The 26,765-nt window shown below is 65.8% G+C and carries 28 protein-coding genes; 14 read left to right on the forward strand and 14 right to left on the reverse strand.

Features of this window, described 5'->3' with window-relative positions; genetic code table 11:
* Positions 1-4: 4 nt before the first annotated feature.
* The 3 genes from AC5Y36_RS21610 to AC5Y36_RS21620 form a co-directional block, all read right to left on the reverse strand.
* A complete protein-coding gene (locus AC5Y36_RS21610; RefSeq protein ID WP_500043007.1) occupies positions 5-781 on the reverse strand; it encodes a GntR family transcriptional regulator in 777 nt (258 codons plus the stop codon).
* Positions 782-1,260: 479 nt separating this feature from the next.
* Positions 1,261-1,716 carry a hypothetical protein gene (locus AC5Y36_RS21615; RefSeq protein ID WP_500043008.1) on the reverse strand — a complete coding sequence of 152 codons (456 nt, stop codon included), beginning with the start codon at positions 1,714-1,716 and terminating at the stop codon, positions 1,261-1,263.
* Between the two features lie 18 nt (positions 1,717-1,734).
* Positions 1,735-2,247 carry a hypothetical protein gene (locus tag AC5Y36_RS21620; protein ID WP_500043009.1) on the reverse strand — a complete coding sequence of 171 codons (513 nt, stop codon included), beginning with the start codon at positions 2,245-2,247 and terminating at the stop codon, positions 1,735-1,737.
* A gap of 900 nt (positions 2,248-3,147) precedes the next feature.
* Here AC5Y36_RS21620 and AC5Y36_RS21625 point away from each other — a divergent pair.
* The 6 genes from AC5Y36_RS21625 to AC5Y36_RS21650 all read left to right on the forward strand — a co-directional run bounded on the left by AC5Y36_RS21625 (position 3,148) and on the right by AC5Y36_RS21650 (position 8,593).
* On the forward strand, positions 3,148-3,351 hold the full coding sequence (locus tag AC5Y36_RS21625; protein ID WP_500043010.1) for a hypothetical protein: 204 nt from the start codon (positions 3,148-3,150) through the stop codon (positions 3,349-3,351).
* A gap of 169 nt (positions 3,352-3,520) precedes the next feature.
* Positions 3,521-3,985 (forward strand): helix-turn-helix domain-containing protein, encoded by a 465-nt coding sequence (locus tag AC5Y36_RS21630; RefSeq protein WP_500043011.1) that lies wholly within the window; start codon positions 3,521-3,523, stop codon positions 3,983-3,985.
* Positions 3,986-3,987: 2 nt separating this feature from the next.
* A complete protein-coding gene (locus tag AC5Y36_RS21635) occupies positions 3,988-5,010 on the forward strand; it encodes a PIN domain-containing protein (protein WP_500043044.1) in 1,023 nt (340 codons plus the stop codon).
* Positions 5,010-5,714 (forward strand): hypothetical protein, encoded by a 705-nt coding sequence (locus AC5Y36_RS21640; protein ID WP_500043012.1) that lies wholly within the window; start codon positions 5,010-5,012, stop codon positions 5,712-5,714. The genes AC5Y36_RS21635 and AC5Y36_RS21640 overlap by 1 nt, the downstream gene beginning before the upstream one ends.
* Before the next feature lie 282 nt (positions 5,715-5,996).
* Complete coding sequence (locus AC5Y36_RS21645; RefSeq protein ID WP_500043013.1) at positions 5,997-6,254, forward strand: hypothetical protein; 258 nt, start codon at positions 5,997-5,999, stop codon at positions 6,252-6,254.
* A 50-nt stretch (positions 6,255-6,304) separates the two neighbouring features.
* On the forward strand, positions 6,305-8,593 hold the full coding sequence (locus tag AC5Y36_RS21650) for an AAA family ATPase (protein WP_500043014.1): 2,289 nt from the start codon (positions 6,305-6,307) through the stop codon (positions 8,591-8,593).
* Positions 8,594-9,253: 660 nt separating this feature from the next.
* Here AC5Y36_RS21650 and AC5Y36_RS21655 read toward each other — a convergent pair.
* Positions 9,254-9,550: a DUF732 domain-containing protein gene (locus AC5Y36_RS21655; RefSeq protein WP_500043015.1), complete on the reverse strand. Its 297-nt coding sequence runs from the start codon at positions 9,548-9,550 to the stop codon at positions 9,254-9,256.
* A gap of 93 nt (positions 9,551-9,643) precedes the next feature.
* Between AC5Y36_RS21655 and AC5Y36_RS21660 the strand changes: the two genes are divergently transcribed.
* Complete coding sequence (locus AC5Y36_RS21660; protein ID WP_500043016.1) at positions 9,644-10,822, forward strand: DUF7159 family protein; 1,179 nt, start codon at positions 9,644-9,646, stop codon at positions 10,820-10,822.
* A 76-nt stretch (positions 10,823-10,898) separates the two neighbouring features.
* Positions 10,899-12,002 (forward strand): AurF N-oxygenase family protein, encoded by a 1,104-nt coding sequence (locus tag AC5Y36_RS21665; RefSeq protein WP_500043017.1) that lies wholly within the window; start codon positions 10,899-10,901, stop codon positions 12,000-12,002.
* Here the strand turns inward: AC5Y36_RS21665 and AC5Y36_RS21670 are convergent.
* Positions 11,985-14,768, reverse strand: a complete 2,784-nt coding sequence (locus tag AC5Y36_RS21670) for an FAD-binding and (Fe-S)-binding domain-containing protein (protein WP_500043018.1) — start codon at positions 14,766-14,768, stop codon at positions 11,985-11,987. The two genes, AC5Y36_RS21665 and AC5Y36_RS21670, sit on opposite strands and share 18 nt — an antisense overlap.
* Positions 14,769-14,865: 97 nt before the next feature.
* Positions 14,866-15,486 (reverse strand): antibiotic biosynthesis monooxygenase, encoded by a 621-nt coding sequence (locus AC5Y36_RS21675; RefSeq protein ID WP_500043019.1) that lies wholly within the window; start codon positions 15,484-15,486, stop codon positions 14,866-14,868.
* 198 nt (positions 15,487-15,684) lie between these two features.
* Between AC5Y36_RS21675 and AC5Y36_RS21680 the strand changes: the two genes are divergently transcribed.
* Positions 15,685-16,164 (forward strand): VOC family protein, encoded by a 480-nt coding sequence (locus AC5Y36_RS21680; protein WP_500043020.1) that lies wholly within the window; start codon positions 15,685-15,687, stop codon positions 16,162-16,164.
* A 13-nt stretch (positions 16,165-16,177) separates the two neighbouring features.
* Here AC5Y36_RS21680 and AC5Y36_RS21685 read toward each other — a convergent pair whose 3' ends face one another.
* From AC5Y36_RS21685 to AC5Y36_RS21695, 3 genes are all read right to left on the reverse strand, one after another.
* Positions 16,178-16,834 carry a DedA family protein gene (locus tag AC5Y36_RS21685; RefSeq protein WP_500043021.1) on the reverse strand — a complete coding sequence of 219 codons (657 nt, stop codon included), beginning with the start codon at positions 16,832-16,834 and terminating at the stop codon, positions 16,178-16,180.
* A 51-nt stretch (positions 16,835-16,885) separates the two neighbouring features.
* Positions 16,886-16,996 (reverse strand): hypothetical protein, encoded by a 111-nt coding sequence (locus AC5Y36_RS21690; protein WP_500043045.1) that lies wholly within the window; start codon positions 16,994-16,996, stop codon positions 16,886-16,888.
* A 321-nt stretch (positions 16,997-17,317) separates the two neighbouring features.
* Entirely contained in the window at positions 17,318-18,907 is a 1,590-nt protein-coding gene (locus tag AC5Y36_RS21695) for an HNH endonuclease signature motif containing protein (protein ID WP_500043022.1), read from the reverse strand.
* 111 nt (positions 18,908-19,018) lie between these two features.
* On the opposite strand from AC5Y36_RS21695, the gene AC5Y36_RS21700 reads away from it, so the two are divergent.
* Positions 19,019-19,798 (forward strand): IclR family transcriptional regulator, encoded by a 780-nt coding sequence (locus AC5Y36_RS21700; RefSeq protein WP_500043023.1) that lies wholly within the window; start codon positions 19,019-19,021, stop codon positions 19,796-19,798.
* On the opposite strand, the gene phtC is transcribed toward AC5Y36_RS21700, so the two are convergent.
* The 5 genes from phtC to AC5Y36_RS21725 are packed head-to-tail and all read right to left on the reverse strand — an operon-like array spanning position 19,786 to position 23,317.
* Entirely contained in the window at positions 19,786-20,508 is a 723-nt protein-coding gene (gene phtC, locus AC5Y36_RS21705; protein WP_500043024.1) for a 3,4-dihydroxyphthalate decarboxylase, read from the reverse strand. The genes AC5Y36_RS21700 and phtC overlap by 13 nt on opposite strands.
* Complete coding sequence (hcaB, locus tag AC5Y36_RS21710) at positions 20,495-21,283, reverse strand: 3-(cis-5,6-dihydroxycyclohexa-1,3-dien-1-yl)propanoate dehydrogenase (protein ID WP_500043025.1); 789 nt, start codon at positions 21,281-21,283, stop codon at positions 20,495-20,497. Before hcaB ends, phtC begins: the two co-directional genes overlap by 14 nt.
* Complete coding sequence (locus tag AC5Y36_RS21715) at positions 21,280-21,504, reverse strand: dihydrodiol dehydrogenase (protein ID WP_500043026.1); 225 nt, start codon at positions 21,502-21,504, stop codon at positions 21,280-21,282. The genes hcaB and AC5Y36_RS21715 overlap by 4 nt, the downstream gene beginning before the upstream one ends.
* Positions 21,501-22,025, reverse strand: coding sequence for a 3-phenylpropionate/cinnamic acid dioxygenase subunit beta (locus AC5Y36_RS21720; RefSeq protein ID WP_500043027.1), 525 nt, complete (start codon positions 22,023-22,025; stop codon positions 21,501-21,503). The genes AC5Y36_RS21715 and AC5Y36_RS21720 overlap by 4 nt, the downstream gene beginning before the upstream one ends.
* Positions 22,022-23,317: a Rieske 2Fe-2S domain-containing protein gene (locus tag AC5Y36_RS21725; protein ID WP_500043046.1), complete on the reverse strand. Its 1,296-nt coding sequence runs from the start codon at positions 23,315-23,317 to the stop codon at positions 22,022-22,024. Before AC5Y36_RS21725 ends, AC5Y36_RS21720 begins: the two co-directional genes overlap by 4 nt.
* A gap of 183 nt (positions 23,318-23,500) precedes the next feature.
* Here AC5Y36_RS21725 and AC5Y36_RS21730 point away from each other — a divergent pair, with 183 nt between their 5' ends.
* From AC5Y36_RS21730 to AC5Y36_RS21745, 4 genes are read left to right on the forward strand one after another with little or no spacing between them, the layout of a single operon-like run.
* Positions 23,501-24,223 (forward strand): hypothetical protein, encoded by a 723-nt coding sequence (locus tag AC5Y36_RS21730; RefSeq protein WP_500043028.1) that lies wholly within the window; start codon positions 23,501-23,503, stop codon positions 24,221-24,223.
* 10 nt (positions 24,224-24,233) lie between these two features.
* Positions 24,234-25,004 (forward strand): protocatechuate 3,4-dioxygenase subunit beta, encoded by a 771-nt coding sequence (pcaH, locus tag AC5Y36_RS21735; RefSeq protein ID WP_500043029.1) that lies wholly within the window; start codon positions 24,234-24,236, stop codon positions 25,002-25,004.
* The gene (pcaG, locus tag AC5Y36_RS21740) at positions 24,997-25,524 is read left to right on the forward strand and encodes a protocatechuate 3,4-dioxygenase subunit alpha (RefSeq protein WP_500043030.1); all 528 of its coding nucleotides are present in this window, start codon (positions 24,997-24,999) and stop codon (positions 25,522-25,524) included. The genes pcaH and pcaG overlap by 8 nt, the downstream gene beginning before the upstream one ends.
* Positions 25,524-26,765, forward strand: coding sequence for a lyase family protein (locus AC5Y36_RS21745; RefSeq protein WP_500043031.1), 1,242 nt, complete (start codon positions 25,524-25,526; stop codon positions 26,763-26,765). The genes pcaG and AC5Y36_RS21745 overlap by 1 nt, the downstream gene beginning before the upstream one ends.

A 26,765-nucleotide genomic window follows, 5' to 3' on the forward strand; every position in this document is an offset into this window, starting at 1 on the left:
TGGTTCAGTGAGCTGGGAACTCGTATTCGAGCACATAGGCGGAGGCAACCTTGACGCTGGCACAGACTTCAACGGCCACGTCGTTGGTGCCGTAGGCGGTCCGCAGCACGCTCAGGACGGGAACTCCCGATTCCAGCTGCAACTCTCGGCGTTCTTCGGGGGTGGGCATCCGCGCGGTGACTTCCTCGGTGAAGCGGGCGAGTGGGTGCCCACTTTCTTCCAGGCGGGCATAGATGCCACCGGGCCCGAGATCGGCCTCCTCGATTTGCGCATCGTCGGCGACCGCCAACGGCAGGTAGGAGACCGTTGTCTCAACGGGTCGCCCATCTATGAGGTACCGCCTCGACCACACGACGACCTTAGCGTTCGCGCGCACTCGAAGACGTTCGGCCGCAAGCGGGTTCGACTTCTCGCGGGAAACCACACTCCTGTCGGTTTGCAGCGAGTGCACAGAGTCTTCGGTTTCGACCGTCAAGGCGGTGCCGTCGGTCCGGCTTTTCCGTGCGAATCGATCGGACGCCACGCGCTGGATCTGAGGCGCCGGGCGGACGAACACACCGCGACCGCGCTCGGCGATCACCAGCCCTTCGGCACGAAGCTCTTGGACCGCTTGCCGGACTGTCATACGCGCCACACCGAAATGCTCGATCAACTCGGTCTCCGACGGCAGCCGTTCTGCGGGGGCTAGTCGGCCTGAGCGGACAGCCTCGCGCAGCATGTGCGCGATCTGCCGATAGGGCGGGCTGTCCACGGTCCGATCGACCTGACCAAGTTCGAGCACTTACCCGCCTCCCGCCACCACATCTAGACGACTAGCTTAGAGGGTTGGCCGACCTGTGTCACTCCTCATGCCGGGGCCGCCTGGAGCACGCCGATGCAGTAGCCCACAGCCGCGCGCACAGTCTGGGGCTTTCCGAAGGAGGCTGAATATGGCTCTAACTGGGAGAACGCGTCACGACAGTCAACGCTGGCTGTCGGTCGCCGACGCAAGTTTGTGTCCAAAGTGTGTCCACGGTTGGGCACGCTAGGCCATCACCTGCGCTCAGGGACTAGCGCTCGTAGACGTCTCATCGACGCACCTTCCGCACCGGGGGCATATCCACACGCGGTCGACCACCTCGCCATCGCCGTTGCGGTCCACGAGCGTGTATGGCGCATCCTTTCCGCATTGCGGGTGGGTAGCGAGCGCCTTCTCGATGATCTTCGGTGCCATCAGATACTCAACGAATTGGGGTGACCGAGCCTGCTCCTGGTCCCGGATCAGTAGAGTTCGGTGCTCCAGTTTTGCGGATCGTCCGACTCGTCTTGCTGGTTGTGCCAAGTGATATCGAAGGTCTTGTCGACACCCATGGCGCTGAAGGTGTCTAACTTCACCTGGGCCCTTGCGTGGACGACAGCGAAGCTAGCCTCGTGCTCACTGTTGCGGATCGTCGGGCTTCTGACCACCACGCTGTAACGGTTAGCATCCGACGGATTCCGCAGAAAGGTCTGCGCATTAGAAGGCTGGATGAGTTCCCACATATCGGGGGACGCTAGCGCGCCGCTTCGCGCCTCGTGGACGATTCTCACAATCTCGGCGTCGTCGACCGTGAGACCCATATCCCTGAGCTGCTGTCGAACGCTGTGGATCGCATCATGCTCGGTTCCATCGAGTGGGACTCGAAACCCCTTGGAGAGACTTTCGAAGAAGCCGGAATTGAACTTGAAGTCAGCCATGACCGCTGCTGCCCCTCTCTAGAGCCGTCTCAGTGTGCCGGTATTCGACCGACGCCAGTGGTTGCCGCTGGCGTCGGAGAAGCTCACGGTGGCCTCGATGTCGACGGTGTTGACGTGCTGCTGGTTCTCATCCAGAGGGAACTGCTGGTCCTTTTCGTCCACCCAGCGCGTGACGAACGATGTACTGGACCCGGGTGCCGGCGGCAGCACCCGCGTCACGGCATCGGAAAGCCTCGGTTGAGCTTGGGGGAATCCGCGCATGTGCGCGGACTCGAGCTTCACATCCAAAATCGGCATGCTGCCGTGATTCACGCATCCGACGTAATACTCCGGTGCATCCCATCCGACACGTCCGGTGCTGGAAGTGATGTTCAGGATGACAAGCTTGGCTTGTGCTTCGGCGCCGGCCGCTCGTTCTCGCATTCGTTCGCGACGGTCTTTCGTCGCGATGTATAAGGCAGCGACCGCGGCACCAATCGATCCGAATGCCGCGAGCGCATTGATGACGAGCCCCCAGTCAATCGAGCACATCCTGCGGAGACTAGCCCGACTCGGCCGGCGCCAACTGCCAATTCCAACTACCGGGCGGGGGACCTATGCGGACCCAAAGTCGGTGCTTGTCGGGCGTCAGGCCGTGTTCGGTGCAGCGCACCAGGAACTCGCCGCACCATCTCCCGCAGCAGCGCCAGCTCGCGCTGCTCGGTTGGCGACACGGTGCGAGGGCAAGGGCCCGACGATCTACTGTTCCCCGCGCGTGCCGGCGGTTACCTGAAACGGCCCAGCTATGACGAAACAGGCTGGTTCAACCGGGCCGTCGAGCGCGTTAAGGTGCAGACGATCACGCCGCACGATCTGCGGCACACTTGCGCAAGCCTGGCTATCAGTTCCGGCAAGATGGGCAGCAACTGATGACCGGCGGCGTGACGGTAGCGCGAACGATGCGTATAGGCGATCCCCACATCGCGGTGCGGAGTTGCTCCGTCACTCTCACCCTCAGGCGAGCGGTCGCCCACTGAACGAGCATGTCGAACGTCTTCGACCCAGCCAGTGGATCGTCGACTACCGTCGTCTTGTCTTGCTATGCGGTTAGGAGAATCCCGTGACGAGCGGCGTTGACCTGCCCATCGATCCGCGGGGAGTTCTTCTCCTTGAACCGGTTTCGGGAGACCCAAACGCGGTGTCGATGGAGCAGCCGACGATCCTGTCTGTTGAGGACTACTCCCGGTATCGGCAGGCATCCGCCATGGCCAGCGACGTTACTTACCGTAGGGCTGGACGCCGCGCAGCGACATGCCGTACAGAGTTCGCCGTGAGCGAAAGGCGCGTTCCGCAGGGGCCGGGGCGAGAAGGATCGAAACGGCATAGCTCGCCGGCCGGATAGGCGGCGGCATATACGGGTTTGCACTGGATCTACTACGAAAGCGAGTTGCTGTGAGCGAAACGGATGACCTGCTCGCCGCCATCAAAGCAGCCGAGGGCGACCGCGCACTCCGACAAGTCGCGGCGGATCAGGCCGAGGACCATCGGAACCACCTGATCCGTGACGCGGTTGAAGAAGGCCGCGCTAAGGCCGCCATCGCGAGTGCTGCGAACCTATCCGTGGCCGACATCGACCGGATCTGCGATCTGGACTGATCGTGCCTGAGCACTCGTTTAGCGTCCCCTCGTGCTAGGTAGCCTCCGGGATCGTCGGTGAGGGGTCGCGTTCCTGGCAGGGGAGTAGCTATGCCATGTAATGCGGTACCGGCGCGTGTCACGAACCCGCCACTAGCCGTTTCGTTTGTTTCGAATTACCATGGTCACTATGACTGCGCTTGCTGATCACACGGTGCTTCCTCCCAGCACCGACGGTGCGTCTTCGTTGTGCGATGTGAGTGACCTTTTGGGATCCGACGTCGCTTTGTCGCTGGTCACTGCCGACGGCCGGACGTATCCGTTGCCCGAGGAGCTCCGCGATGTCCTCGTTTATGTGGGCAAGGCGCTCGGCGATGGGCAGGCTGTGATCGTCGAGCCTCGCCGCACGGTGCTGTCCACGCAGGAAGCGGCTGATCTCTTGGGTGTCTCCCGCCCTACGCTGGTGAAACTGCTGGAGTCAGGCCAGATCGCTTTCACGAAACCCGGCCGGCATCGCCGCGTGCAGCTGGAGGACGTCTTGGACTACCAGCAGCGGACTCGCGCCCGTCGACGCGAAGCGCTGGCCGCGATGAGCGCCGAGGCGTCCGAAGATGACGGGTACCGGACAGTCAACGGCTTCATCGCAACACGTTGACGGTGGCGAAGATCCGGGTCCTGCTGGACGCCTGCGTATTGCTGCCGTATCAGCTCGCGGACTTGCTGCTTCGGCTGGGCGAGGCGGATCTGTATGAGCCCCTGTGGTCGGAGGAGATCCTTGCCGAGGTCCAACGCAACTTAACGGGGAAGCTTGGCGTCCCATCGCAGAAGGCGGCGCGGCGACTGACTCTAATGCGTACGGCATTCCCGAATGCGGCGGTCGACGGCTACCAGGGCCTGGTAGCGGCGATGTCGAACCACCCCAAGGATCGTCACGTGCTGGCGGCCGCGGTACGCGGTGGCGCTGCGCTCATCGTCACCGCTAACGTCGGCGATTTCCCAACTGCCGCATTGGATCCCTACGACATCGACGTTGTGCATCCCGATGACTTCCTGCAGGACCAGCTCGACCTTGCGCCAGCGGTGACCATCGGGTGCATGCGGGCGCAACGTGCCGCCTACACCCGCCCGCACTTCAGTGTCGCGGAGTACTACCTGACGCTACGGAAGACGGTGCCTCTCTTCGCGCACCTTGCTGCAGCAGCTGAAACGAACGAATCGGACAAGGACGGGCCCTTTCCTCTGGTGACGGTTTCCACAGAGGAGTCGATGGAAGCGTTCTTTCCCAGCGGTGGACCTGACCCAGCCACGCCCCTCGGAGCGGCCTTCCTATGGTGGACGGCTTTGCTCGACAAGCCCGAATTGCGCACGGCCCTATACAATCTGACCTTCCATCCACCTGCATGGGGGGATTTCGAAGAACCACTGGCACGCCTGGCCGGATGCGGGATGATGCAGTTCGTGGTGGCGTGTCCGGACGACGACACGATCGCCTACGTGAAATTCATGCCCAACGCAAACCACGCGATGAGGGCCTTCGGCGAAGTGCCGCTGGAGCAAGTTCACATTCTGACGATGGTGTTGTGCCCCGACGGCCTTTGGCGCGCCTGGGGATTGTCAGAGAACTATTTCCCCACCGCGATTGAAGTGAAGCCCGGGGTTGAACAGGTGTCCGAGAGCTGATGCAGGCAGATCGTTTTCAGTGCCCGCCCGAGCCGTGGCTGTTGGCGGGCAATAAGCAGTCTTTGATCTGGGCGGTCGGATGTCCCGATGGTCCTCGTTCGGAAGCGTGGGTTGTCAAGGCGCACTTCAACCAGCGCGGCCAGACGAGCGTCTACATTGGCACACGCCGTCAGATGGGCGCCGTGAAGCTGAGCATTCATGAGGGGTGCTGGCAGTTCGCGTTCACGGCTGAGTCGATATCGAGATTGCCGCCGGATGTGGATCGACAACTAACGAAGTTCACACCGCCGAACGAAATAGCACGGGGGTGGCGGCGAGCCGCGGTGATCCTCACGCCGACAACAACTCTAGGAAGGTCGCTGACAACTGGCGGTGTTGAGTCGGCTGACGACATTCAATGGTGGCCAGCACCGCCCCAATACCAGAATCTGCAGTTTCATGTACTCATCGGTGAGCCGAACGCTGAACGGGATGTCGTGTTGGAAGATGTCGCTGGCCCAGTTGGATTCATCCGGTATGGGGCGGGTCACGTGGTGGCGGTATTCGCAACGGTAGTCGAGCTCAACCAGGCGGAACTCAAGATGATCGCCGATCTCCGGGCGTCTGGGTCAAGCGGATCGATGAAGGACCCGGTGTCGATGGTGGCTTGGGGAGATGTGGCTGACGACGGGACTCCGCACCTGATTGATATCGCTTTGCGTTAGCGTTAGCGTGCGAGAGCCATCCAAGCGCCGAGCGTGATTGTCAACGGTGGGAACATCGACTGGTGGACGGGGATGGGGGTGGGCGGTCCCTCGGGGAGCTTTGGGCAGATATGCCCAGTCTGTTGGTCCCAGCCGGAACACGGCCTACGCCGCTCCCGCCGTCCGGCCGGCTTGCACCCGGCGGCCTTGCAGGCCGCGGGCGCTCGCGGTCTCCCGGCGTCCGCGGCTCCGGCCGTGTTCCGACTGGCCGTTCGGGTGTGGTCGCGTGAGGTGGGTGGGTGGGTGGATTTGGGGTGGGGTGCAGTTCCGGACGAAATGCGAGCAGGTGATTCCGGCGCGACTCGCCTGATTTTCAATCCCGCGGTGATCGACCGGATGAGCTTCCGCGATGAAGAAGGCGGCGACTGGCGCACCGAGCTGCAGTGGGAGGGCGACGACGCCGTGCTCTGGCAGGTCGACCCGGACACCGGCGAGCGAGTAGTGGGAGATGAGGATCACCCCCGGAGGAAGACGGGCAGTACCTGCTCGACATGGGACTGACGATCGCCGCCGTCGATCGACGTGTCATACCGCTGACCTAAAATCCGACAATGCTCCGCCGACTCGACGTCAAGGCCCCGTGGCGCTCCCTCAACACCGGATTCTGGTCAAGCGATTTCCCCCTTGGTAAGCGAACAATCGTCTACGGACACAACGGGAGCGGCAAGTCTACGGTCTCCGAACTCCTTCTGAGCTTGGCTGAATCAAGCTCCGCGACCGGCGTTATCTGGGAGGACGAGAAGGGGCATAAGACAGCCGTTCGCGCGGGCGGCAACAGCCCGTCGCCTCACATGGCCGTCTACACCCGCAGATGGGTCGAGGAGAATCTGTCGGCGTTCCTCGACGGCGCCAGCGCCGCCGCGATCGTCACCCTCGGCAAGGAGGCGATCGACGCCAAGGGGGAGGAGGAGAGACTCGTCGGGGAGGTTGATCGCCTGAAGTCCGAGGCGCGCGAGGCGAAGAAGGGTCAGGACACCGCCGAAAAGAAGCTCAAAGAGCTCGCCAAAGCGGTGCAGGAGCGGATCGTCTCGGAACTGCAGACCTTCGACTATCAGCACTTCACCCGAAGCCGCTACTCGATCCCGAAGATCGAAGAGAACCTGCGCGCCTACAAGGGAGACTTCCCTAACGCGGCCAGCCAGACCGAGGCCCTGCAGCGACTCGGAGAGGGTGAGCCGTCCCCAGTAGCCGAGGTGCCCACGCCGCCCTCAGCGGTTGCGTCAGACCTGGCGGCCCTGGCCGACCTCCTGTCCGAAACCCCTACCCGAGTAGCGATCGAGGCGCTGGAGAACAGCTCGGCCGCACAGACCTGGGTCGAGCAGGGACTACAGCTGCACGCCGAGAGTGATGAGTGCCTGTTCTGCGCCGGAGCGATCACCCCGGAACGCCGAACGCAGCTGGCACGACACTTCGACGAGAGCTGGCTCGACATTCGAGGCAGGGCCACGCAGCTCAAGGAATCCGCCACCAGGGAGAAGAAGGCGCTCACGGCGTGGATGAACTCGATCCCCGACTCCACGAGTCTGGCGAGCGACCTCCAGGCGGCATATCGGTTGGCAGCCGAACGGCTCTCCACCGAAGTCGGCGAACGAGTGGCAGCGTGCGAACGGGTCGAGGCTTCCCTCGATCTGAAGATCGCGGATCCGAGCTGCACGCCCGAACCACCTGTATGGTCCGTCCTCGGTTCACCGCCAGCGACCACGGTTCTGACGCAGGCGATCGCCGAACACAACCAGCAGGTGCGCGACCACGCTGACCTAAGTGCGGATCGCAAGAAGACCGTTCTGGACCACATCACGGGTTCTCAAGCCGAAGCGTTCCGTGAACTCGACGGGCAGGTAACCGCGCACGCTGCGCAGGTATCTGCGAGCGCCAAGTCTGCCCAGCTCGCCGAGAAGCGACTCGACGAGGTGCGTCAGGCGCAGTTCACGACCAAGGACATGGCAGACACACTCACCAGAGATCTTGCCCGCGTTTACGGCAACGACCACATCAGCGTGGCCGTCACCGACGACGGCAAGTCGTATGCGTGTCGACGAGGTGATCAGCCGGGCACCGATCTCAGTGACGGCGAGCGGACAACCCTGTCCCTGCTCTACTTTCTTCGGAACTTGGAGGACGGACAGACCCCCGGAATCGATAAGGCGCAGCGCATTGTCGTGATCGACGATCCGTCGAGTTCGCTGGACCGCGAAGCCCTGTTCGCCACGCATCAGTGGCTGTTCGACACCCTGGAGAAGTTCGGCCAGTACATCGTCCTGACCCACGACTTCGGCTTGCTCCGGCTGTTCCTTCTGTCCCACAAGGGGATGTGGGGGAAGTCGATGAAGGCGATCCGGGACCAAGACCCTGCCGAACTCCTGTTTCCCAGGGCTTCCTTCCTAGAGGTCTACGCATCCGCAACGGACGGCGAGCGAACATCGAAGATGGGAGTGCTGCCCCAAGTCCTGGTGAAGAACACCTCCGAGTACGCCTATCTCTTCTCGATGGTGATGGCCGGGGTCCTTGATTCCGAGGACCACGACCGCCTATTCCTGCTGCCGAACGCGGTCCGACGGGTTCTTGAGATCTTCGCCAGTTACAAAGCGCCGCACCGCACAGACTTCGCGCAGCAGCTCGAAGTTCTGGTTCAGGCGCAGCCAGGTGAGCCCTACCGCGACGTGTTCAGCTTCTGCAACAAGCACTCCCACGGCGAGGGAAGCGAGAGCGTTGACGTGCTCGACGCACGAGCGGTGCACGGACAGATCCGCCGGTGCATGCAGTTCTTGCGAGAGTGCGACCCGACGCACTTCGAGCGCATGTGTACGGCGGCCGGTATCGATCCGACGAGCCTGCCCTAGACATCCCCATCTGTGCTCTCGTTCACGAGAGCACAGATGGGGATGTCTGACACGTCCCGGCGGTCAGTACGGCTGGGTGGTCACCAGCACTCCCCGGCGTGCGCCGTGAAGCAGTCTGGGCGCCGCTCCGGCCGCGTTCCGGTTGGCCGTTCGGGGTGTGGCTGCGTGAGGCGGGTGGGTCGCCCCGTAGTGGTGTGTTTGTAGGGTTGGTGGTGCCGGGCTTTAGGGAGCCTGTTCTCTCAGCCCAGGCGGCGCCGATCGGGGTGGCCAGCTGGGTGGAGGCACCCTCGTCGGGAGTTCGGTCACCGTGTCCGGTTTGTGTCCGGTCGTCGGGCGAGTGGCTTGCGTCAGACGCGTTCAGTGCGCCGCATTCGACGCATAGAAGTAGATAAACTGCAGCTCAGTGGCTATTCCGTCCGCCTCACACGCGGAAGGTCACTGGTTCGATCCCAGTCGGGACCACAAGAATGCCCCTGCTAAGGGAAGTTCTCCCGTTACCGGATGCATCGCAGGTGTTGAAAAGTCGACACGATGTCGCGCGATGGGCTGACCACATCGGTCGACACCTATGACGTGCGCAGGCTTCAGTACGGCGAATACGCCAGGATGATCGCCGATGTCGGCAACCGGCAAACGCCACGTGACCGCGTTGAGTCCAGCTCAGAGCTGGTCGGGGCACAGCTCGTGCTGGGCGGCCTCGACAACCAGCGGACCGTTCTCTTTGAACGGGTGCTGCGGGTGGTTTGCGGCCTGGGCGGGGTTCTCACCGTCTCGCAGCCGGGCGCAGGCGAAATGCCCGGCCGTCACCCAGTCATTGTTGGCCGGCGCATAGGTCGACACGTTCTGGCCATGCGACCGCAGATAGTCCAGGTAGGTTGCGTCGTCGGCCTGTGCGGGTGCGGCGAAGGCGAATGCGGTGACGATCGCAGCCGCACCCATCCCAATCTTGTTCAGCATGGTTACAGGGTATCGGTTTGACACGCGAACCCCCGATGGGGTTAGGCTAACCTAGCCTAATCCGGGGGGGCTTGGGCGGTAACGCCGAGGGGGATGTCGGTGGCGGCTGTGCTGGGAATATCACTGTCGGCGACGCGTGCGGGTCTAGTTGTGGTCGGCGACGTCGGCGCCGACGCGGACACCGTGACCCGCGACACCGTTGTGCTGTCCATCGCGGGAATGGAAGCCGTTGCGGCGTCGGTCGTGGCGGCTGTTCGCGACGCGGCGGAGCAGGGCTACCCGGTGCGTGCGGTCGGACTGACCTGCACGGCCGAAGCCGAGCAGCATGGGCTGACGTTGGCAGCCCTGTTGGCCGGCTCGGACATCGGCGAGATACAGGCGTTCGAGCTGACCGACGCCGCGGCGGCGCTGGCCGCGACGATCGGTGTGAGTAAGCGTTGCCGACGAACGGCCGTCAGCCTGATCGCCGAGGACAAGACGATCGCGGTACTGTCCGACGGCCGCGATGGCGCGCATCGCACCGCGATCTGTATGCACCGCGACGACGCGCCATTGACATCGCTGGGCACGCTCGTTGCCGACTGGCGACCGGACGATGTATTCGTCATGGTCTCGCGCCCCTTGGCGGTCGACGGGTTCTCGGCGCGACTTCGACACGCCCTGTCCGCGCAACCAATTTCGTTGATTGATGCCGAACTGGCGCTGGCCCGCGGGGCGGCGATCGCGGCCGGAAAAGCCGCCGTCGCGCACGGCCCCATCGACGAGGGGATGGCCGCGCCGGCACGGCGGGTGCCCGCTGGGCTCTACCGCGGTGACTGGCTGCTGGTCGCCGCCGTCGCACTGACCCTGCTGGTCGCGGCGATGATGGTGGCGGAGGCACGAGGAGCGTTGTTCGGAGACCGAGCGCCGGCCGGGGCGAGTACCAGCGTCGGCGTCGCCAAAACCACGGCGGTGCCCGGTCGTCGCGTTGCTGCTCCGCCGGCTTCGGTCGTGGTGCCGCCGGTTTTGCCGGACCCCGCGCCTCGATCGACGCAACCGGGCGACGCGCAGTTCCGAAAGATGGCCGAGCCGCTGGCGGACCCTGCCCCGGCGCCGGTGGCGTTGCCTGTCGGCGGTGCACCGGTACCGGTACCCGTCGAGGAGCCGGCACCGTCGCCGATTCAGGACGTGATCGCGCATCTAGAGCAAGCGCTCGGGATCGACGTCGACAACGACGGCATGATCGGGGATCGTGCCGCGGCGCCGGCAGCTACGCCCGATCACAGCTCGTGAGAGCCATGGTCACCGGACGGCGCTGGACGCGCGCCGGCGCGATGGGGGCATTAGAATGTCCGGCGAGGGGGGTCTCATGGCGGTCTTATTAGGTGATGCCTGCTGGCTGCTCGGCGCCCTGTTGGGGGCCGGTGGCCTGCTGGTTGTGGGAAGGTGGGGTCTCGGCCGGTGGCGGCGCCACCTGGATGTCAGCGATGACGCGTCCTACTGCGCCAATCTCACCAGGCTCTCCGAAAGCTCAGCGCGGCACTCCTTCGACGCATACGACGACGTCCACTGGGAAGAACCGGATTTCACCGTCAGTCATGAGGATGCGCGTTGGGTCCTATCGGAGACCGATCCGCTGGGGCGTCACCCGTGGTATCGAGCTCAGCCACTCGACCGGCAGATCGCGATCGGCATGTGGAGACAAGCCAACATGGCCAAGGTCGGTGTCCACTTCGAAGGCATCCTTATCCGGGGCCTGTTGAACTACGCGGCCTGGGTGCCCAACGGCTCCCCGGAGTATCGGTACTGCCTGCACGAAGCCATCGAAGAGTGCAACCACACCTTGATGTTTCAGGAGATGGTGAACCGAATCGGGTTCGATGTGCCCGGGATGCCGCGCTGGCTGCGCTGGCTTTCACCACTGGTCCCGCTCTACGCCGGGCCCATGCCGAGCTCGTTCTTCTTCGGCGTCTTGGCCGGAGAAGTCCCGTTCGATCACCTGCAGACCAATGCGTTGCGTGAGGATCGGCCGCTGCCTCCGGTCGTACGGAACGTGATCGCGATCCATGTCGCCGAGGAAGCGCGCCATATCTCGTTCGCCCATGAGTACCTTCGCAAACGCGTTCCGAACCTGCTGTGGGGCAGCAGGTTCTTGCTGTCGCTGTATGTGCCGATGATCATGCGCCTGCTGGGCCAGGCGATGGTGGTGCCGCCGCGACGATTCTTCAGGCAGTTCGACGTTCCGCGTTCGGTGCGCAGGGAGGCGTTCTTCGCCGGGGCGCAGTCGCGCCAGGTGCTGCGGGCGATGTTCGCCGACATCCGGTTGCTGTGCCACGAACTCGGGTTGATGAACCCTGCTTCGCAGCTGATGTGGCGGATCTGCAAGATCGGCGGTCGGCCGTCGCGGTATCGCGGCGAACCGCAGCGTGCGCACCTCCGCGAGCGGACACCCGATTTAGCGCTGGGCGGCTGACCACAACAACTCGGCCAGGTGCACGCCCGACCGCGACGCCAGATGGTCGAGTTGGGTCCGGCAGGAGAAGCCGTCGGTGAGCACCGTGGCGTCCGGGTGGTCACGGACGGCGGGCAGCAGATCGTTCTCGGCAACGGCGACACTGACGTCGTAGTGGCCGCGTTCCGCGCCGAAATTGCCCGCCAGGCCGCAGCATCCGTCGACCACTCGGATGTCGACCCCGGCCGTGCGTAGCAGCGCCAGATCGGCCTCGGCGCCGAGCACGGCGTGCTGGTGGCAGTGGGTTTGGAAAACAGCGGACGTGCTGGACAGATCAGGCGGCACCCAGCTCTCGGTGGTGGACAGCAGCTCGGCCAATGTCCGCACCGATCCGGACACCGCACTCACCGCGTCGTCGGCGCCCAGCAGTTCAACCGCATCGCCGCGGAAAACGGCGGTGCAGGAGGGCTCCAGTCCGACGATCGGAATTCCGGCCGCAGCAGAATCGGCCAACGCGTTCACGCTGGTGCGCAACTGTTTTCGTGCGGTACCCAGCTGTCCGGTGGAGATCCAGGTCAGCCCACAACACAGCCGGTGTTGCGGGACACGCACCGAATAGCCGGCGGATTCCAGCACGGCGACCGCGGCGATGCCCACCTGGGGGGTGAAGTGGTTGGTGAAGGTGTCCACCCACAACAGCACCGGAACTCCGTCGGCCACCGGATGCCCGGCGAACCACCGCCGAAACGTCTGCGGTGCGAACAGTGGCAGGTCTCGCCGCGAATCCACCCCGGCCAATCGCTTGCCGGCCGCGGCGAATCGACTGCCCGCCAACCGGTTCACCGGTCCCGGTGCCAGCGACGCCAATCGCGCCCACCGCGGCAACCAGCCCAGCGAGTAGTGCGAGGCCGGGCGCAGCCGCCGCCGGTAGCGCTGATAGAGCACCTCAGATTTGTAGGTGGCCATGTCGACGCCGGTGGGGCATTCCGAGGAGCACGCCTTGCAGGACAGGCACAGATCCAGCGATTCGAGTACTTCGGGGGAACGCCAGCCGCGCACCACCGAGCCGTTGGCGAGTTCCTGCAGCACCCGCGCTCGGCCGCGGGTGGAGTCCTTCTCGTCCCGAGTGGCCCGATATGACGGGCACATCACCCCCGGCCCCTCGGCCACGCGGCATTTGCCGACCCCGGTACAGCGGTGTACAGCCGCGGAAAAATCGCCGCCGTCAGCGTGGTAGCCGAACCCGAGGCCGGTCCGAACCGGCGCCGCGGCGACGTCACGCAGCTCCGCGTCGACCGGCCGGGGGCGCACGATCACACCGGGGTTCAGCACGTCGGCCGGATCGAACACGGCCTTGACCGCGCCAAACGCCTCGATGGCCGCCGGCGAATACATCAGCGGTAGGAGCTCGCCCCGGGCGCGACCATCACCGTGTTCACCGGACATCGACCCGCCGTAATGGGCGACCAATTGTGCTGCGTCGGTGAGGAAATCGCGGAAGATGCGGCGACCGTCAGGCCGCTGCAGCGGGAAGTCGAGACGGATATGCACGCAGCCGTCACCGAAATGTCCGTAGGGCACCCCGGTCAAGTCGCGTTCGGCCATCAACGCTTCGAAGGCGCGCAGGTACGCGCCGAGGTGCTCCGGTGGGACGGCCGCATCCTCCCAGCCGGCCAGCCCGGGCGGGTCGGTGGCGCGGGCGGCCAGTCCGGCGCCGTCCTCGCGGATGCGCCACAGCGCCATCGCCGCGCTGGCCTCGGGCACCACCCAACCGTCGTGGGCCGCCGCGTCTGCCAGCGCGGCGTGAGCACGCGCCGACACCTCGCCCTCGTCTTCCCCGCCGAACTCGACGAACAACCAGCCCTGGCCGTCGGGCAGCGCGGGCACCGTTCCCTTGCGGCGCCGCACCACGTCGACGATGCGGGCATCGATGCCTTCCAACGCGATCGGCTTGTGCGCCAGTAGCGCCGGCACCGCGTCGGCGGCGGTAGCCATGTCGGGGTAGCCCAGCACCAGCAGCGCATGGCATCGCGGGGTGCGTACCAGTCGCAGCGTCGCTTCGGTGGCGATACCCCAGGTTCCCTCGGAGCCGACGAATCCCTTCGCGACGTCGAATCCGGCCTCGGGCAACAGGTGTTCCAGCGAATAACCTGACACCTGCCGCGAAAAGCGGCCGAACTCGGTGCGGATCACCGCAAGCCGCGTCCGGACCAGTGCGCGCAGCGCCTCGAGGGTGGGGGAGTGATCGTCGGTAGTCCGCAGGATTTCCCCGGTTCCGGTGACCAGTTCGAGGGCAACGACGTTGTCGGCAGTACGGCCATATCCGAGGGCGCGCGAGCCGCATGCGTTGTTGCCGATCATGCCGCCGATGGTGCAGCGGCTGTGCGTGGAAGGATCCGGACCGAACCGCAGCCCGTGGCGGGCGGCGGCGCGCTGCACATCGTCGAGCACCACGCCGGGTGCGACCAGTGCGGTGGCCGATTCCGGGTCGATGTGGTGAATCGTATTGAGGTGCCGGGAGAAATCGATCACCATGCCCGCACCGACCGCGTTGCCGGCGATCGAGGTGCCCGCGCCGCGGGCGGTCAGCGGTGCTCCGGTGGAGCGGGCCACCTCGACGATCGCAGCGATCTCGTCGCGGTGACGTGGAAACACCACGACCTCGGGCAGCACCCGGTACAACGATGCGTCGGTGGAGTACTCCGCGCGCCGACGGACGGAATCGTCAGCCTCGGTGACACCAACGCGGCGCAACGCCGCGACCAGATCGACGGCGCGCGGACTCACGCCTTCATCCTGGCAGAACCAAATTCGCCGTCAAGCGGCGCCGCGTAACGATATTGATGAAAAATGTAACGTTGCTCAGCGTCCCTGTGTGCTCCTGTCAGGCCATCTCGGGGGCGTTGAGGTGCGCGATCGCCAGGTCGAACTCGTAGACGTCGGCGATCTGCATGCCGGTGTCGGCGACAGCTCCGGACCAGATGGTCTGCTCGGCGGCGCGGCTGGCGATCATCGCGGCCCGGTCGTCGAAGCTGACCGATGCGACGGCGCGACCCGTGGCGTGGTCGATCATCAGGCTGGTGCTGCAGAACCCGTCAAGATCCTCCAGCAACGGAACCAACGCCAGCTTGTAGGCGTCGACGAGACGGTCCAGCCGCTCCGGCTCGATCCGCAGCCAGGTGGCACGCACCCCGGCGCGGCGGTCCGAGCGGTGGTTGCGGCGTAGCGCGGCGATCTCCCAGCGGGAGATCTCGGCCTTGGCGTGGAAGATCGCGACCGCGTGGTCACGGAGCGCTGTGGCCCGGCTTTCGCTGGCCTGCAGCGTGTCCTCATCCCGCCACGACGAGGTGATGATGCATCGGCCGCTGTCGCGATCGATCAACATCGACATCCCGATGCAGCCGTCCATGTCGGCGAGGGTCGGCATCACCACGTCACGGACGTGAGTGATTCCCTCGTCGATGAATGACGGGTGCGCTTGGATGGTGGAAGAACGTGCATACATGGTCTGCCTCCGTCGGTTGCGAGCCTCCAGTGGTATGTGCCCGGCACCGTTGCGGGCCACCCTCCACCTTGCTCCGATCGCCGCGCCCTTTCAACGGTTACTGACGAGTCGGTTTTGTCGGTCCGGGTATCCGTGCGATGAGTTTGGCCGCCCCGCCAGGTCTGACCTTTAGACCGACCAGTGAATGGAGAATCTGCCATGCCCACCATTACGCCCTGCCTGTGGTTCGACGGCCAGGCTGAGCAGGCCGCCGAACTGTACACCCGCGTGGTGCCCAACTCGCGGGTCACCGCGGTGACCCGCTACCAGACGGACAGCCCGGGCGGCAACGAGGGCGCGGTGATGACCGTCGAGTTCGAACTGGACGGCCAGCCGTATGTCGCCCTCAACGGCGGCCCACAGTTCGTGTTCACCGAGGCGGTGTCGTTCCAGATCGACTGCGCCGACCAGCAGGAGGTCGACCGATACTGGACGGAGTTGACCGCCGGCGGCGGCAGTGAGGGCCCCTGCGGATGGCTCAAGGACCGTTTCGGCCTGTCCTGGCAAATCGTGCCGCGCCAGCTCACCGACCTGCTCAAGGATCCCGATCCGCAGCTGGCCCGGCGGGTCACCGCGGCGATGATGACGATGGGCAAACTCGACGTCGCCGCGTTGGAGGCGGCCGCCGAACAGGGCTGATCCTTAAGGGCCCTCAGGCCGCTGTCGGATCGGTCTCCTGGTCCTGTTCTTCGCCGAGTTCGGCGACCAATTGCGCGGCGCGGTTGCGCATCACGATCGCGATGGTGGTGCCTGCCACCACCGCGATGACCAGCCCGATCCAGGAAAATCGCTGCAGCCAGCGTTCGGCGGCGATGCCCGCGAAGTAGACCAGGGCCGTGGTGCCACCTGCCCAGCAGATGGCTCCGGACATGTTGGCGAACAAGAACCGCGGGTAGTGCATTTTCAGCGCGCCGGCCAGCGGTCCGGCGAAGATGCGCAACAGCGCGATGAAGCGACCGAAGAACACTGCGTGCGAACCCCAGCGGTGGAACAGCCGTTCGGCCAGCGCGACGTGGCCGGGGCCGAAGTGGCGCGGGAACCGTCGGCCGAGCCAGTCGAACATCGGCATGCCCAGTTTTCGGCCGACCGTGTACCCGATCGAGTCGCCGACCACGGCGCCGATCACCGCAGCGACGCCCACGCCCACCGGGTTGACCGCGATGTCGTGGTGCGAGGAGAGCAGCGCAGCGGCGACCAGCATGATCTCGCCGGGCAGCGGAATGCCCAGGCTCTCGACCCCGATCACCCCGCCGACCACTACGTACACCAGCAGCGGCGGGATCGACTGCAGCAGGGCATCCACGTCCATGCCGGTAAGCATGCCTGACTGTGCCGGTTGACGCCCGACAGGTTCGTAACGCTATTGCAGGAACAGCTTCAGCACCCGGTTGTTGCCAGCATCCGCGACGTAGACGTTGCCGGTCGAATCCGCCGCGACACCGTGGGGCGCGTGGAGGCCGACGAAGGGCAGCGAGGCCGGGGCGGAGGAATCGGCGCGTCCGGAGTGGACGACCCGCGGGGAGCCTCAGTACACGGCGGTTGTCGAAGTCGGCGAGGTCGACGCTGCCAGCACCGTCCACCGCCACGCCTTCGGGTGTGTCGAGCCCGCTCAATGGCAGCAACGAGGGGATGCTTTCGGCCGCTGCGATCACGGCGACGGCCACTGTGGCGCAGGCGATGAGTGCCACACCTCGCCCATGCCGCCGCGGCCCAACAACTCGATCAGCTGCTCTCGGCCGAACGGTGTTCCATCCACCGGAACACGATAGGGCTGGTGCCGGGGAACCGGCGCTCAGAAGGGTGGATCGTCCGGAGCCTCGGGCCGTGGCGGTGGTCGCCAGTCCGGCGGAAGCTCCTCGGATTCGCGCGGATCGTTCACCCAGCTGCAGAACGGGCTGGTGCTGGGTGTTCCTTTGAATGTGAACAGCATGTCGCGCATGTGATTTCGGAATCTACGGGCTTCGATCTCATCCTTGCGGGCTTCCCGTAGTTCGCGTTCGGCGTCGTTGATTCGTCGCTGAACCCGGTTGTCGGCCCGTGACCGGGCGATCCGGGCGGCGCGTTCCTGTGCGCGCGTTCGCTTCCGGCGCGGCGGGGTCCCACCGAACAGGTCGGCACCGGCCGGTGCGGTGCGGTAGGTCTTCCCGGTCGGAGAGGTCCAGATCACCGTCCCGTCGGGCAGTTGAATATCGCGCCATCCGGTGACGCCTCCGAAGAACGTCTTGATTCGATGATGAAGCCTGCAAAGGCATTTCAGGTTTCCCGGGACGGTCAGCCCACCGGCGGCAGGGTCGGCGTGATTGAACGGAATCGTATGGTCGATATCGCAGAATTCGGCGGGTCGGTCGCAGCCCGGAAATCGACATGTCAGATCTCGGCAGCGGATGGCCCGCTCGAGTGCAGCCGACGGCTGATAGCGCGACGGATCAGCGTTCAAAGCCGAGATATCGACCATGCGGCGGATAGCGTCGGTCGCCAATTCGCGTAGCTGCTCGGCGTCGATCACGCCGTAACCCTCGATGTAGGCGGGCTCGTCGTCACGACCGGCCAACGTGTCGGCACCTGCAATGACGTTGACTACCACCGGGGTGCTGCTCCGTGCGCTTTCGTCGGTGTTGCGTGCCGGGCAGCCCGGCTCGCCGCAACGACAGGTTAGCGAGGTGCCGGCCGTCAAGGCTCCCAACGCGTCGACTCGGCGTTCCATCATGGTGCGCGGATCATTGCGACACACCGACTTGGCGAGCTGGGATAGCGCGCGGTCGAATGCGGCTGCGTCGACGGCGTTCACAGTTCCCCACAGGTCCGCCACGCCGTTGGCCAATGGGGTGATGCCGATCTCGCGGTGCTGGTCGGTGCGGCGGCGGCGCTCACGTGCGGCATCGGGGTCGATGTTCAACACCTGCTTGTCGATGGCGTTGACGACCCGCTGCCGTGACCAGCCCTGCCAGTTGCCGATCCGGGCCGCAAGCGACGCGTCGAGCTTGGCGATTAGCGCCTCGTCAAGCACTAGGTCCGTGCGACTGATGATCAGCTGGACAGTGCGCCAATCAGTTTGGCCCTGCGCGAGCAGTGCGCCGACTTGCGGAAGCCGGATGTCGAGTGCTTCGGCGTAATACACCTGGTAGGACGCGGCCATCGGCGAGATGTTGAGCGCTGCCGCCACTTCAGCCGATGTCTGCTCCACGGCGTCGATGGTGGCGTAGGCGCGCTCGGGGTCGCCGCTTTCGACGGTGCGGCGCCGACGCAGCAACGCGGCCACCGCGGCCAGTCGTCGCCCCGTCAGTGCCGATTCCATGCGGTAAGTGCGGCCGATCGCGTCCACCAGCTCGGCCGCCGTGACGGTGTCCAGGTCTGACGATTGGATGATGTTCCGGTCGAACATGTGTTTGATTATGCCCGAGACATCTGACAAGTCTGTGACTGAATTTCCTGGTCAACCCAGTTATTGACAGTTGGAAGTTCATCCACAGGACCACCGCGTAGCCTCTCTGCTATGCAGAAAAAGGGTCTGGAAGGCTCGCCGCCGCAGTACCCGATCGAATCGGTCGACAACGCGTTGAAGTTGCTGTTGCTGCTGGGCGACCAACCCGAGATCCGGTTGACCGACGCCACCCGGTATCTGGGGGTGGCGTCATCGACGGCGCACCGGCTGTTGGCGATGCTGGCCTACCGTGGCTTCGTCCGCCAAGACCCGGCGTCGAAGGTCTACCGACCCGGACCCGCCCTGACGGGTGTGGCGTTCGCGGTGTTCGGTCGCCTCGACATTCCGCGGGTGGCCGGTCCGGTGCTGCGCGAGCTCAGCGAACGGTTGCGGGAGACCGTGCACCTCGGTGTGCTCGACGGCTCCAACGTGCGCTTTGTCGCCGCGGTCGAGGGACCGGCGGCCGTGCGTGTCGCGTCCCGGTTGGGTCGCAGTATGCCGGCGCACTGCACCTCGACCGGCAAGGCGATGCTGGCTCAGTTGACCGAACCGGAGCTGGACCGGCTCCTGCCCGCTGAGCAGCTTCAGAAGGTCACCGAGCACTCGATCGCCCGTAGAACACAACTGTTGGAGCAGCTTTCGCTGATCCGCAACCGCGGGTATGCCACCAACCGGGAGGAAAGCGAAGAAGGCGTCGCCTCGGTCGCTGTCGCGGTCCCGACGCGGGCACCAGGGCTGCGGCTGGCCCTGAACGCCGCGGCTCCGCTGCACCGACTGGCCGAGGCGGACTACCCGCGGGTGGCCGCGGAGTTGACCGAATCCGCCGCCGAGATAGCCGATCAGCTCGCCTGACCAAGCCGGGCCACTTCGTGGCGCCATGCCGCATCGACGGCGAATCCGACACCCAGATCCGGTAGGTCCGCCCAATCCGCCTCGTCGATCTCGCGCAGCGTTCCGCCGGCGGCTCGCACCGCCAGGGACATCCGTGCTAATCGGTCTAAGCCGATCGCCTGCAGCACAGCTTGCTGCACACTTGCGGCGGCACTGACGATTCCGTGTCCTCGACAGATCAGGACGGGTCGTCCATCCATGGCGGCGACCATCTGTTGCCCCAAGTCGCGGTTATGGATCAGCACCGCGCGCTCGTATACCGGCACGCCGCCGCGGGCCAGCCAGGCGCCGGGAATGTCGAACGCTCCGTAGCAGGGTCGCAGCGTGATGCCGGCCAGATCGGCGGCGACGACGGACGGCGGGTGCAGGTGGGCGACGGCCCGGTACTCGGGTGCGGACCGCAGGGTTTCGCTGTGGATCGGTAGTTCGTTGGGGACCCGGTAGCCGTCGAGTTCGCCGGCCGCGCCCGGCGATCCGTCGAATCCGACCAGCCGGATGTCGGAGGCCCGGGTGAAGGCCACCCCGGTGTCGGCGTCGCTGCGGCAGCGGATCAGCAGCCGGTCGTCGTCGATCCGCAGACTCAGGTGTCCTAACATGCCGTCGACAAGCCCGCGATTCGCCGCCACCCGGCACGCCACAGCCAGCAACTCACGCTCGTCATCGAACGCCATGCACACCCCCGTCGGGATGAATGGTGTCGCCGGTGATGCCACGGGATCGGTCCGAGGCGAGAAACACGTAACTCCAGGCATGGTCGGCCCCCGACAGGGCGACCTGCAACGGGGTACGGGCGGCCAGGTCGGCGGCCCGGTCGGGGGTGTCGTCGAGTCGGGTGTCGCGCAGGCCGAGGCTGTTCAGGCCGCGCAGGTCGGTGTTCAGCGTGCCGCCCGGCGCAACACCGTTGACCCGGATCGCCGGGGCCAGTTCGTGTGCCAGCGTGGCCACCAGCCCCCGCACCGCGAACTTCGACGCGACATACAGCGCCCCGCCGCGGCCGGGATGAAACGACGAGGTCGACTCGGTCAACACGATCGAGGATCCGGCCTGGTTCCGCAGCGCCGGCAGGGCGGCCTGCACGGACAGCAGGGCGCTGAGCACGTTGGTGTGAAACATCTCGTCGAACGCCGCCGGCAGATCGGCGGCGTCGATATCGGCGACGCCCCGGTAGAAGTCGAAGACGCCGACGCAGTGCACCAGCGTGTCGAGTCCGCCGAACGCATCGATTGCAGCGGCCACCGCCGTCTGATTGGCGTCGCGGGTCGTGGCGTCGCCCTGCACCACCGCCACACCGGGAGCGTCCTCGCGCAATGCCGCACATTTGTCCGGATCACGTTCCAGCACAGCGATGTCGGCGCCCTCGTTGAGGAAGGCGTCGACCACGGCACGCCCGATGCCGGACCCGGCGCCGACCAGCAGGGCCCGCTTACCCGCCAGCCAGCCGGTCACGCCGCGTCGTCCGGCAAAAGGGGAGCGTTGACGGCACCGACCATCGCCGCCAACGTGCGGGCGTTCTGCCACGTCAACGCCTCGACCTCCAGAGCGTCCAGGCTGATCGACCGCCCCGACTTGGGTGCGATGATCAGCAGCCGCGATCCGTTACGAGTATCCACCCGGCGCACCACCACTTCGGTGAACTCGTTGGCGATCGTCAGGTCGTGGTCGTTCACAGGAACACCGCCAGGTTTTGCATCCGCAGCACCGACTCGTCGACGGTGATGGTCCGGCCGGCCAACTTCCACCGCCCGTCCTCGCGACGCAGCACATCGTCGCGGCCGCACGACACCAGCGCCGCTTCGTTGACGTCGCCGCGGCTGCGGAACAGCAACTCGGCGGACTGCACGCTCAGCTGGTCGGGACCACCGTCGGCGAACGTGCGCACGTTGGTGATGAAATGCCGCAGCCGCGACGGCGGGTCCTCCGTCCAGGCGTGCTCGGTGCGGAACCGGGCCACCCGGCGCTGCAGCGCATACTTGTTCTCGTCGAAATGTGCCATCCCGGGCGAGGTGTCGAAACCGGCGCCCAGCGCAGTGGTGACGCGCACCGGCATGAGGTAGCGGATGTCCTCGGTCAACGTGTCCAGCCAGTCCTCGTAGTCCTGCGCGTCCAACAGATAGGCTTCGTCGACCAGGAACTGGTGCGCCTCAAGGTGTCGGGTGTCGCTGAAAGGCAAGCAGGGCAAGGGCTTCACGGCGTCTCCAGGTGATCGGCCCACAGCCGCAGCAGGGCGCGCTGGTTGTGTTCGTTGTAACCGACCTGGGCGCGTCCCGGGCCGTGAAATGCCTGCGGGGACAACGTGTCCACCACGGGACTGTCGTCGTGCAGCAGCCCCATCCGGCTGTTGAGCAGCAACCGGCGCGCCATGGTTCCACCGGCCGTGTTGGTCAGCGACACCCAGTTCTCCACATCGTCCTGCTCGAACATCCCGGTTGACCCGAAGCACATCAAATAGGCCTGGTAGGACTTGCGTTTGAACTCGTCGGGGGCGTCGGCGTCGACCGCGAACCATGAGCACACCTCGGTCTCGTTGGCGCTGATCGGCTGCCACAACCGGATCGAAATGAAGGGGAGCACGGCGTCGCTACTGGGACCGTCGTCGACCTTGGGCCAGTTGTGCACGAAACTCAGGTTGGGAAAGCAGGATGCCGCCGACACCATGAACCCGTCCTCACCGACCATGCGTTGCTGTTCGGGAGACCACAGTTCACCGGCCCTGGCGATCATGTCGTCGGGATACCCCACGTAGCGCATCCGCTCCTCGAAGGTACCGTCCGGCAGCTTGTAAGTGGTCCCGCCGCCTCGCCCGGCCCAGTAGGTGGCGCCATCTTTACGCTTGTGCGCCTTTGGTTCTCGGAACAAGCCGATCTCGACGACCGAGGTATGCGTGTGCGGGGTGTGGTACATGTCGCCGGCGAAATTCTCCGCGCCGATCTTCCAGTTGGCCTTGATCCGCCAACGCTGAGGACCGCGGACATCCAGGCCGGTGTGGCTTTGCTTGGTGTAGTAGTCCAGATAGAACCGGAAGTCGCCGAGGTACTCGGCCAGCGGCGGGGCGTTGGGATCCAGGCTGATGAAGATCAGCCCGTTGTAGCTGTCCAGGTTCGGCGCCGGCAGCAGCGCCTGGCCGTCCTTGGCGAATCCGTCCTCACCGCCGTAGGCCTCACGGTGAAACGGCAAGCCCACCAGGCGACCGTCGTTGCGATACGTCCAGCCGTGGTAGGGGCACCGGAAGTTGGAGGCGTTGCCCATCTCGGCGCGGCACACCTGCATCCCGCGGTGCAGGCACATGTTAAACAAGCCGCGCACAGAGCCGTCCGCGCCGCGGGTCAGGATGAATGAATCGTCGAGGACCCGGCGCACGACGTAGTCGCCGTCGGACGGGATCTCGGATTCGTGGGCCACGAACATCCACGCCCGGCTGAACAACCGCTCCTTTTCCAGCGCAAAGATCTCGGCGTCGTTGTAGATGTGGGCCGGGATCATCCCGCGCCGAACGTCGGCGAGGACGCGATCGAGGTTGGTCACGCAAGCTCCAATTATCTGCTAAGCAGAACAATACTCTGATGATTAGAGAATGCCCGACGGCGGTGATGTGGTCAACCGACCCACAGGGTGCACCCGAGCACGAGATAATCGATAGCCACCAGCAACGACGGAGGGGGTTGAATGTTCGGTCGCTGCGCTGCGGTTTCGATCGCGTTGCTGGCAATGATGGCCGGGCCTGCCGCCGCTGACCCGACGGCCCCGGATTGCAACACGGTCAGCCTCGACTACGGCCAAGACCTGGCGGAGCAGCACATCCGTTGCCAGCTGCGGCCCACGACCGACACGGCCCTGGAGGTATCGAGCGACCCGGCCTGGTCGTTCACCCGGTGGAGCGATGGGGTGTCCACGCAGAGATTTCGGGAATCCTCCGAAGCCATCGGCCAGACCGGTGTGTTGCCGCTGTTGGCCGACATCGACCGGGACGGCACACCCGAACTGCTGGTGGTCACCGACCGCGGTGGCACCGGCGGCGAGCCGATGGCGGTGTGGCGCCTGGCCAAGAGCTCGCAGCAATTCGTCCGCGCCGGTGAGATGTTCGGGCAGCGGCGTTTCTATCAGACCCCGGAAGGTTTCTTCGGCCTCTACGCACACTCCAGCGCGGTATCGGGGGTGGTCTCGCTGTATCGATGGGTGGACGACAAGCTGACCACCGTGGCCGGACTGGATGTCGAGGTCGCCGGGGACGCCCCGCGTACGCGGGACCGGGTGCGCAACGGCAACACCCTGTGCGCGCTGAGCGCCGGTGACCAGAGCGCCACACTGCGGGCTGCCGGCGTCGACCCGGACACCGCGCAGCGGCGATTCTGCACGCAACCCTGGGTCTCGACGGTCTACCAGGGCTAGCGTCAGCCGTATGGTTGCACCGGATCCGGCGGCGTCCCAGCGTGAGATCAGCGCGGAGATCGCCCACATCTCCGCGCTGCACCACGTGGATCGCGCCAGGACACAGTCGCGGCTGAACTACCCGCCGTACCGCAGCAGCCGCCTGCGTCATCCCGAATCGCCGCTGGTATCGGTCGATCCGGAGGAGATCGAGCGGTACGGGCCGTGTTTCGGAGACGGCGACGTCGAACCGCGGGACGCCGACCTGACCGCCGGGCATGCCGGTGAACCGATCGGGGAGCGCATCATCGTGACCGGGCGGATCCTCGACGGCGCCGGCCGGCCGGTCGCCGGCCAGCTGGTGGAGGTCTGGCAGGCCAACGCCGCCGGGCGCTACCGGCACGAACGCGACCAACACCCGGCGCCGATCGACCCGAACTTCACCGGCACGGGACGGTGCCTGACCGCGTCGGACGGCAGCTACCGGTTCGTCACCATCAAGCCCGGGCCCTACCCATGGCGTAACCACGGCAACGCCTGGCGCCCGGCGCACATCCATTTCTCGATCTTCGGGACCGCATTCACCCAGCGCCTGGTCACCCAGATGTACTTTCCGGGCGATCCGCTGATCGGACTGGACCCGATCTGCCAATCGATCATCGACCCTGCCGCCCGCGCCCGGCTGATCGCCGGATACGACCACGGCGTGACCGAGCCCGAGTACGCCACCGGCTACCGCTGGGACATCGTGCTGTCCGGAAGCCGACGGACCTGGCCCGACCCGGGGGATCGGCATGTCTGATCACGCCAGCCCGGGTCAGACGGTCGGCCCGTTCTTCCACTGCGCGCTGCCCTATCCCGATGCCAGCAGCCTGGTCGGTGCCTCGGATCCCGGTGCGATCCGGCTGCACGGAACGGTGTACGACGGGGCCGGGGTCGGCGTTCCCGACGCCCTGGTCGAACTGTGGCAGCCCGACCCCAGCGGAAACATCGTGCAGCAGAAGGGATCGCTGCACCGCGGCGGCGCCTTCACCGGCTGGGGGAGATGCGCCACGGACATCGACGGACGCTACTCGTTCACCACGCTGGCACCGGGCCGTCGGCCGGCGTTCTTCGCATTGGCGGTCTTCGCGCGGGGACTGCTGGACGTACTGTTCACCCGCGCCTACCTGCCGGGCGCATCGGACGATCTGCTGGGTGACCTGGCTCCGGATCGACGTGAAACCCTGATCTGCATCGACGATCCGGCCGGCTACCGCTTCGACATCCACCTGCAAGGACCGGACGAGACGGTGTTTTTGGCTTTTGCCAGGGAGGCGTGATGAACAACCTGCTGTGGCCGGGCGAACAGCGCGCCGCAGATTTGATGACCGATGCGACGCTGCTCGAGACGATGGTCGCGGTCGAATCCGCCTGGCTGACGGCGCTGGCCGACGCCGGCGTGGCGCCGCCGGGATGCGCGGGCGCCGACCTGAGGCCGCTGATCGGTCCGGGCGACGGCGACCTGCTGGCGCAGATCGCGGAAGACGGCGGCAACCCGGTGATCGGGTTGGTCGCACTGCTGCGCGAGCGCGCGACACCCGACGTGAGCGGCTGGATCCACCGCGGTCTGACCAGTCAGGACGTTCTCGACACCGCCCTGATGACCACGCTGCGCACAGTGGTGGTGACGCTGATATCACAGCTGGCCGAGCAGGTTTCGGCGCTGTCGGCACTGATTGGCGCGCACCGCGGGACTCCGATGGTGGCGCGCACCCTGACCCAATATGCGGCGCCCACGACGTTCGGGGCCAAGGCGGCCGGCTGGCTCGACGGTGTCATCGACGCCCACGAACGACTGGCCGCGCTGGAGACTCCCGTCCAGATCGGCGGCGCGGTCGGAACACGTGCGGCAATAACGGAATTGGCCGCCCTGCGCGGGTGCCCCGGTGATGCCGCCGAGGTCACCCAGCAGATAGTGCGCCACACCGCGGGAATCCTGGGATTGCCGGAGCGGCGCCCCTGGCACACCACGCGCACCCCGGTGACGGCCGCGGCCGACGCACTGCTGGGCTGCACCGACGCCTGGGGGCATATCGCCTCCGATGTGGTCACCCTGGCCCGCCCGGAGATCGGCGAACTCAGCGAGTCGGGCAACAGGGGCGGGTCGTCGACCATCCCCGACAAGCACAACCCGATACTGTCCATCCTGATCCGGCGGGCGGCCATCGCCGCGCCACCGCTGGCGGCCGCCCTGCACACCGCCGCCGCACTGGCCAACGACGAACGCCCCGACGGCGCCTGGCACGTCGAGTGGGACACCCTGCGAATCTTGGCCCGGCGCAGCGTCGTCGCCGGCTCGCAATGCCGAGAACTGGTGGCCGGCCTGCAGGTGCACCCCGAGCGCATGGCGCAGAACCTGGCCAGCGCTGAGGCGCTCGGCGAACAGCGCGCGATCGCCGAATTCGTCGGAAAGCCGCCGTCACCAACCTATTCCGGTGTGACGGACGTGTTGATCGACGAGACGCTGGAGCGGGCGCGGCGGGTGGTCACAACGGGACGCGCGGCCGCCGCATCGCGCTAG

The sequence above is a fragment of the Mycobacterium sp. NGS50 genome (assembly GCF_059812545.1).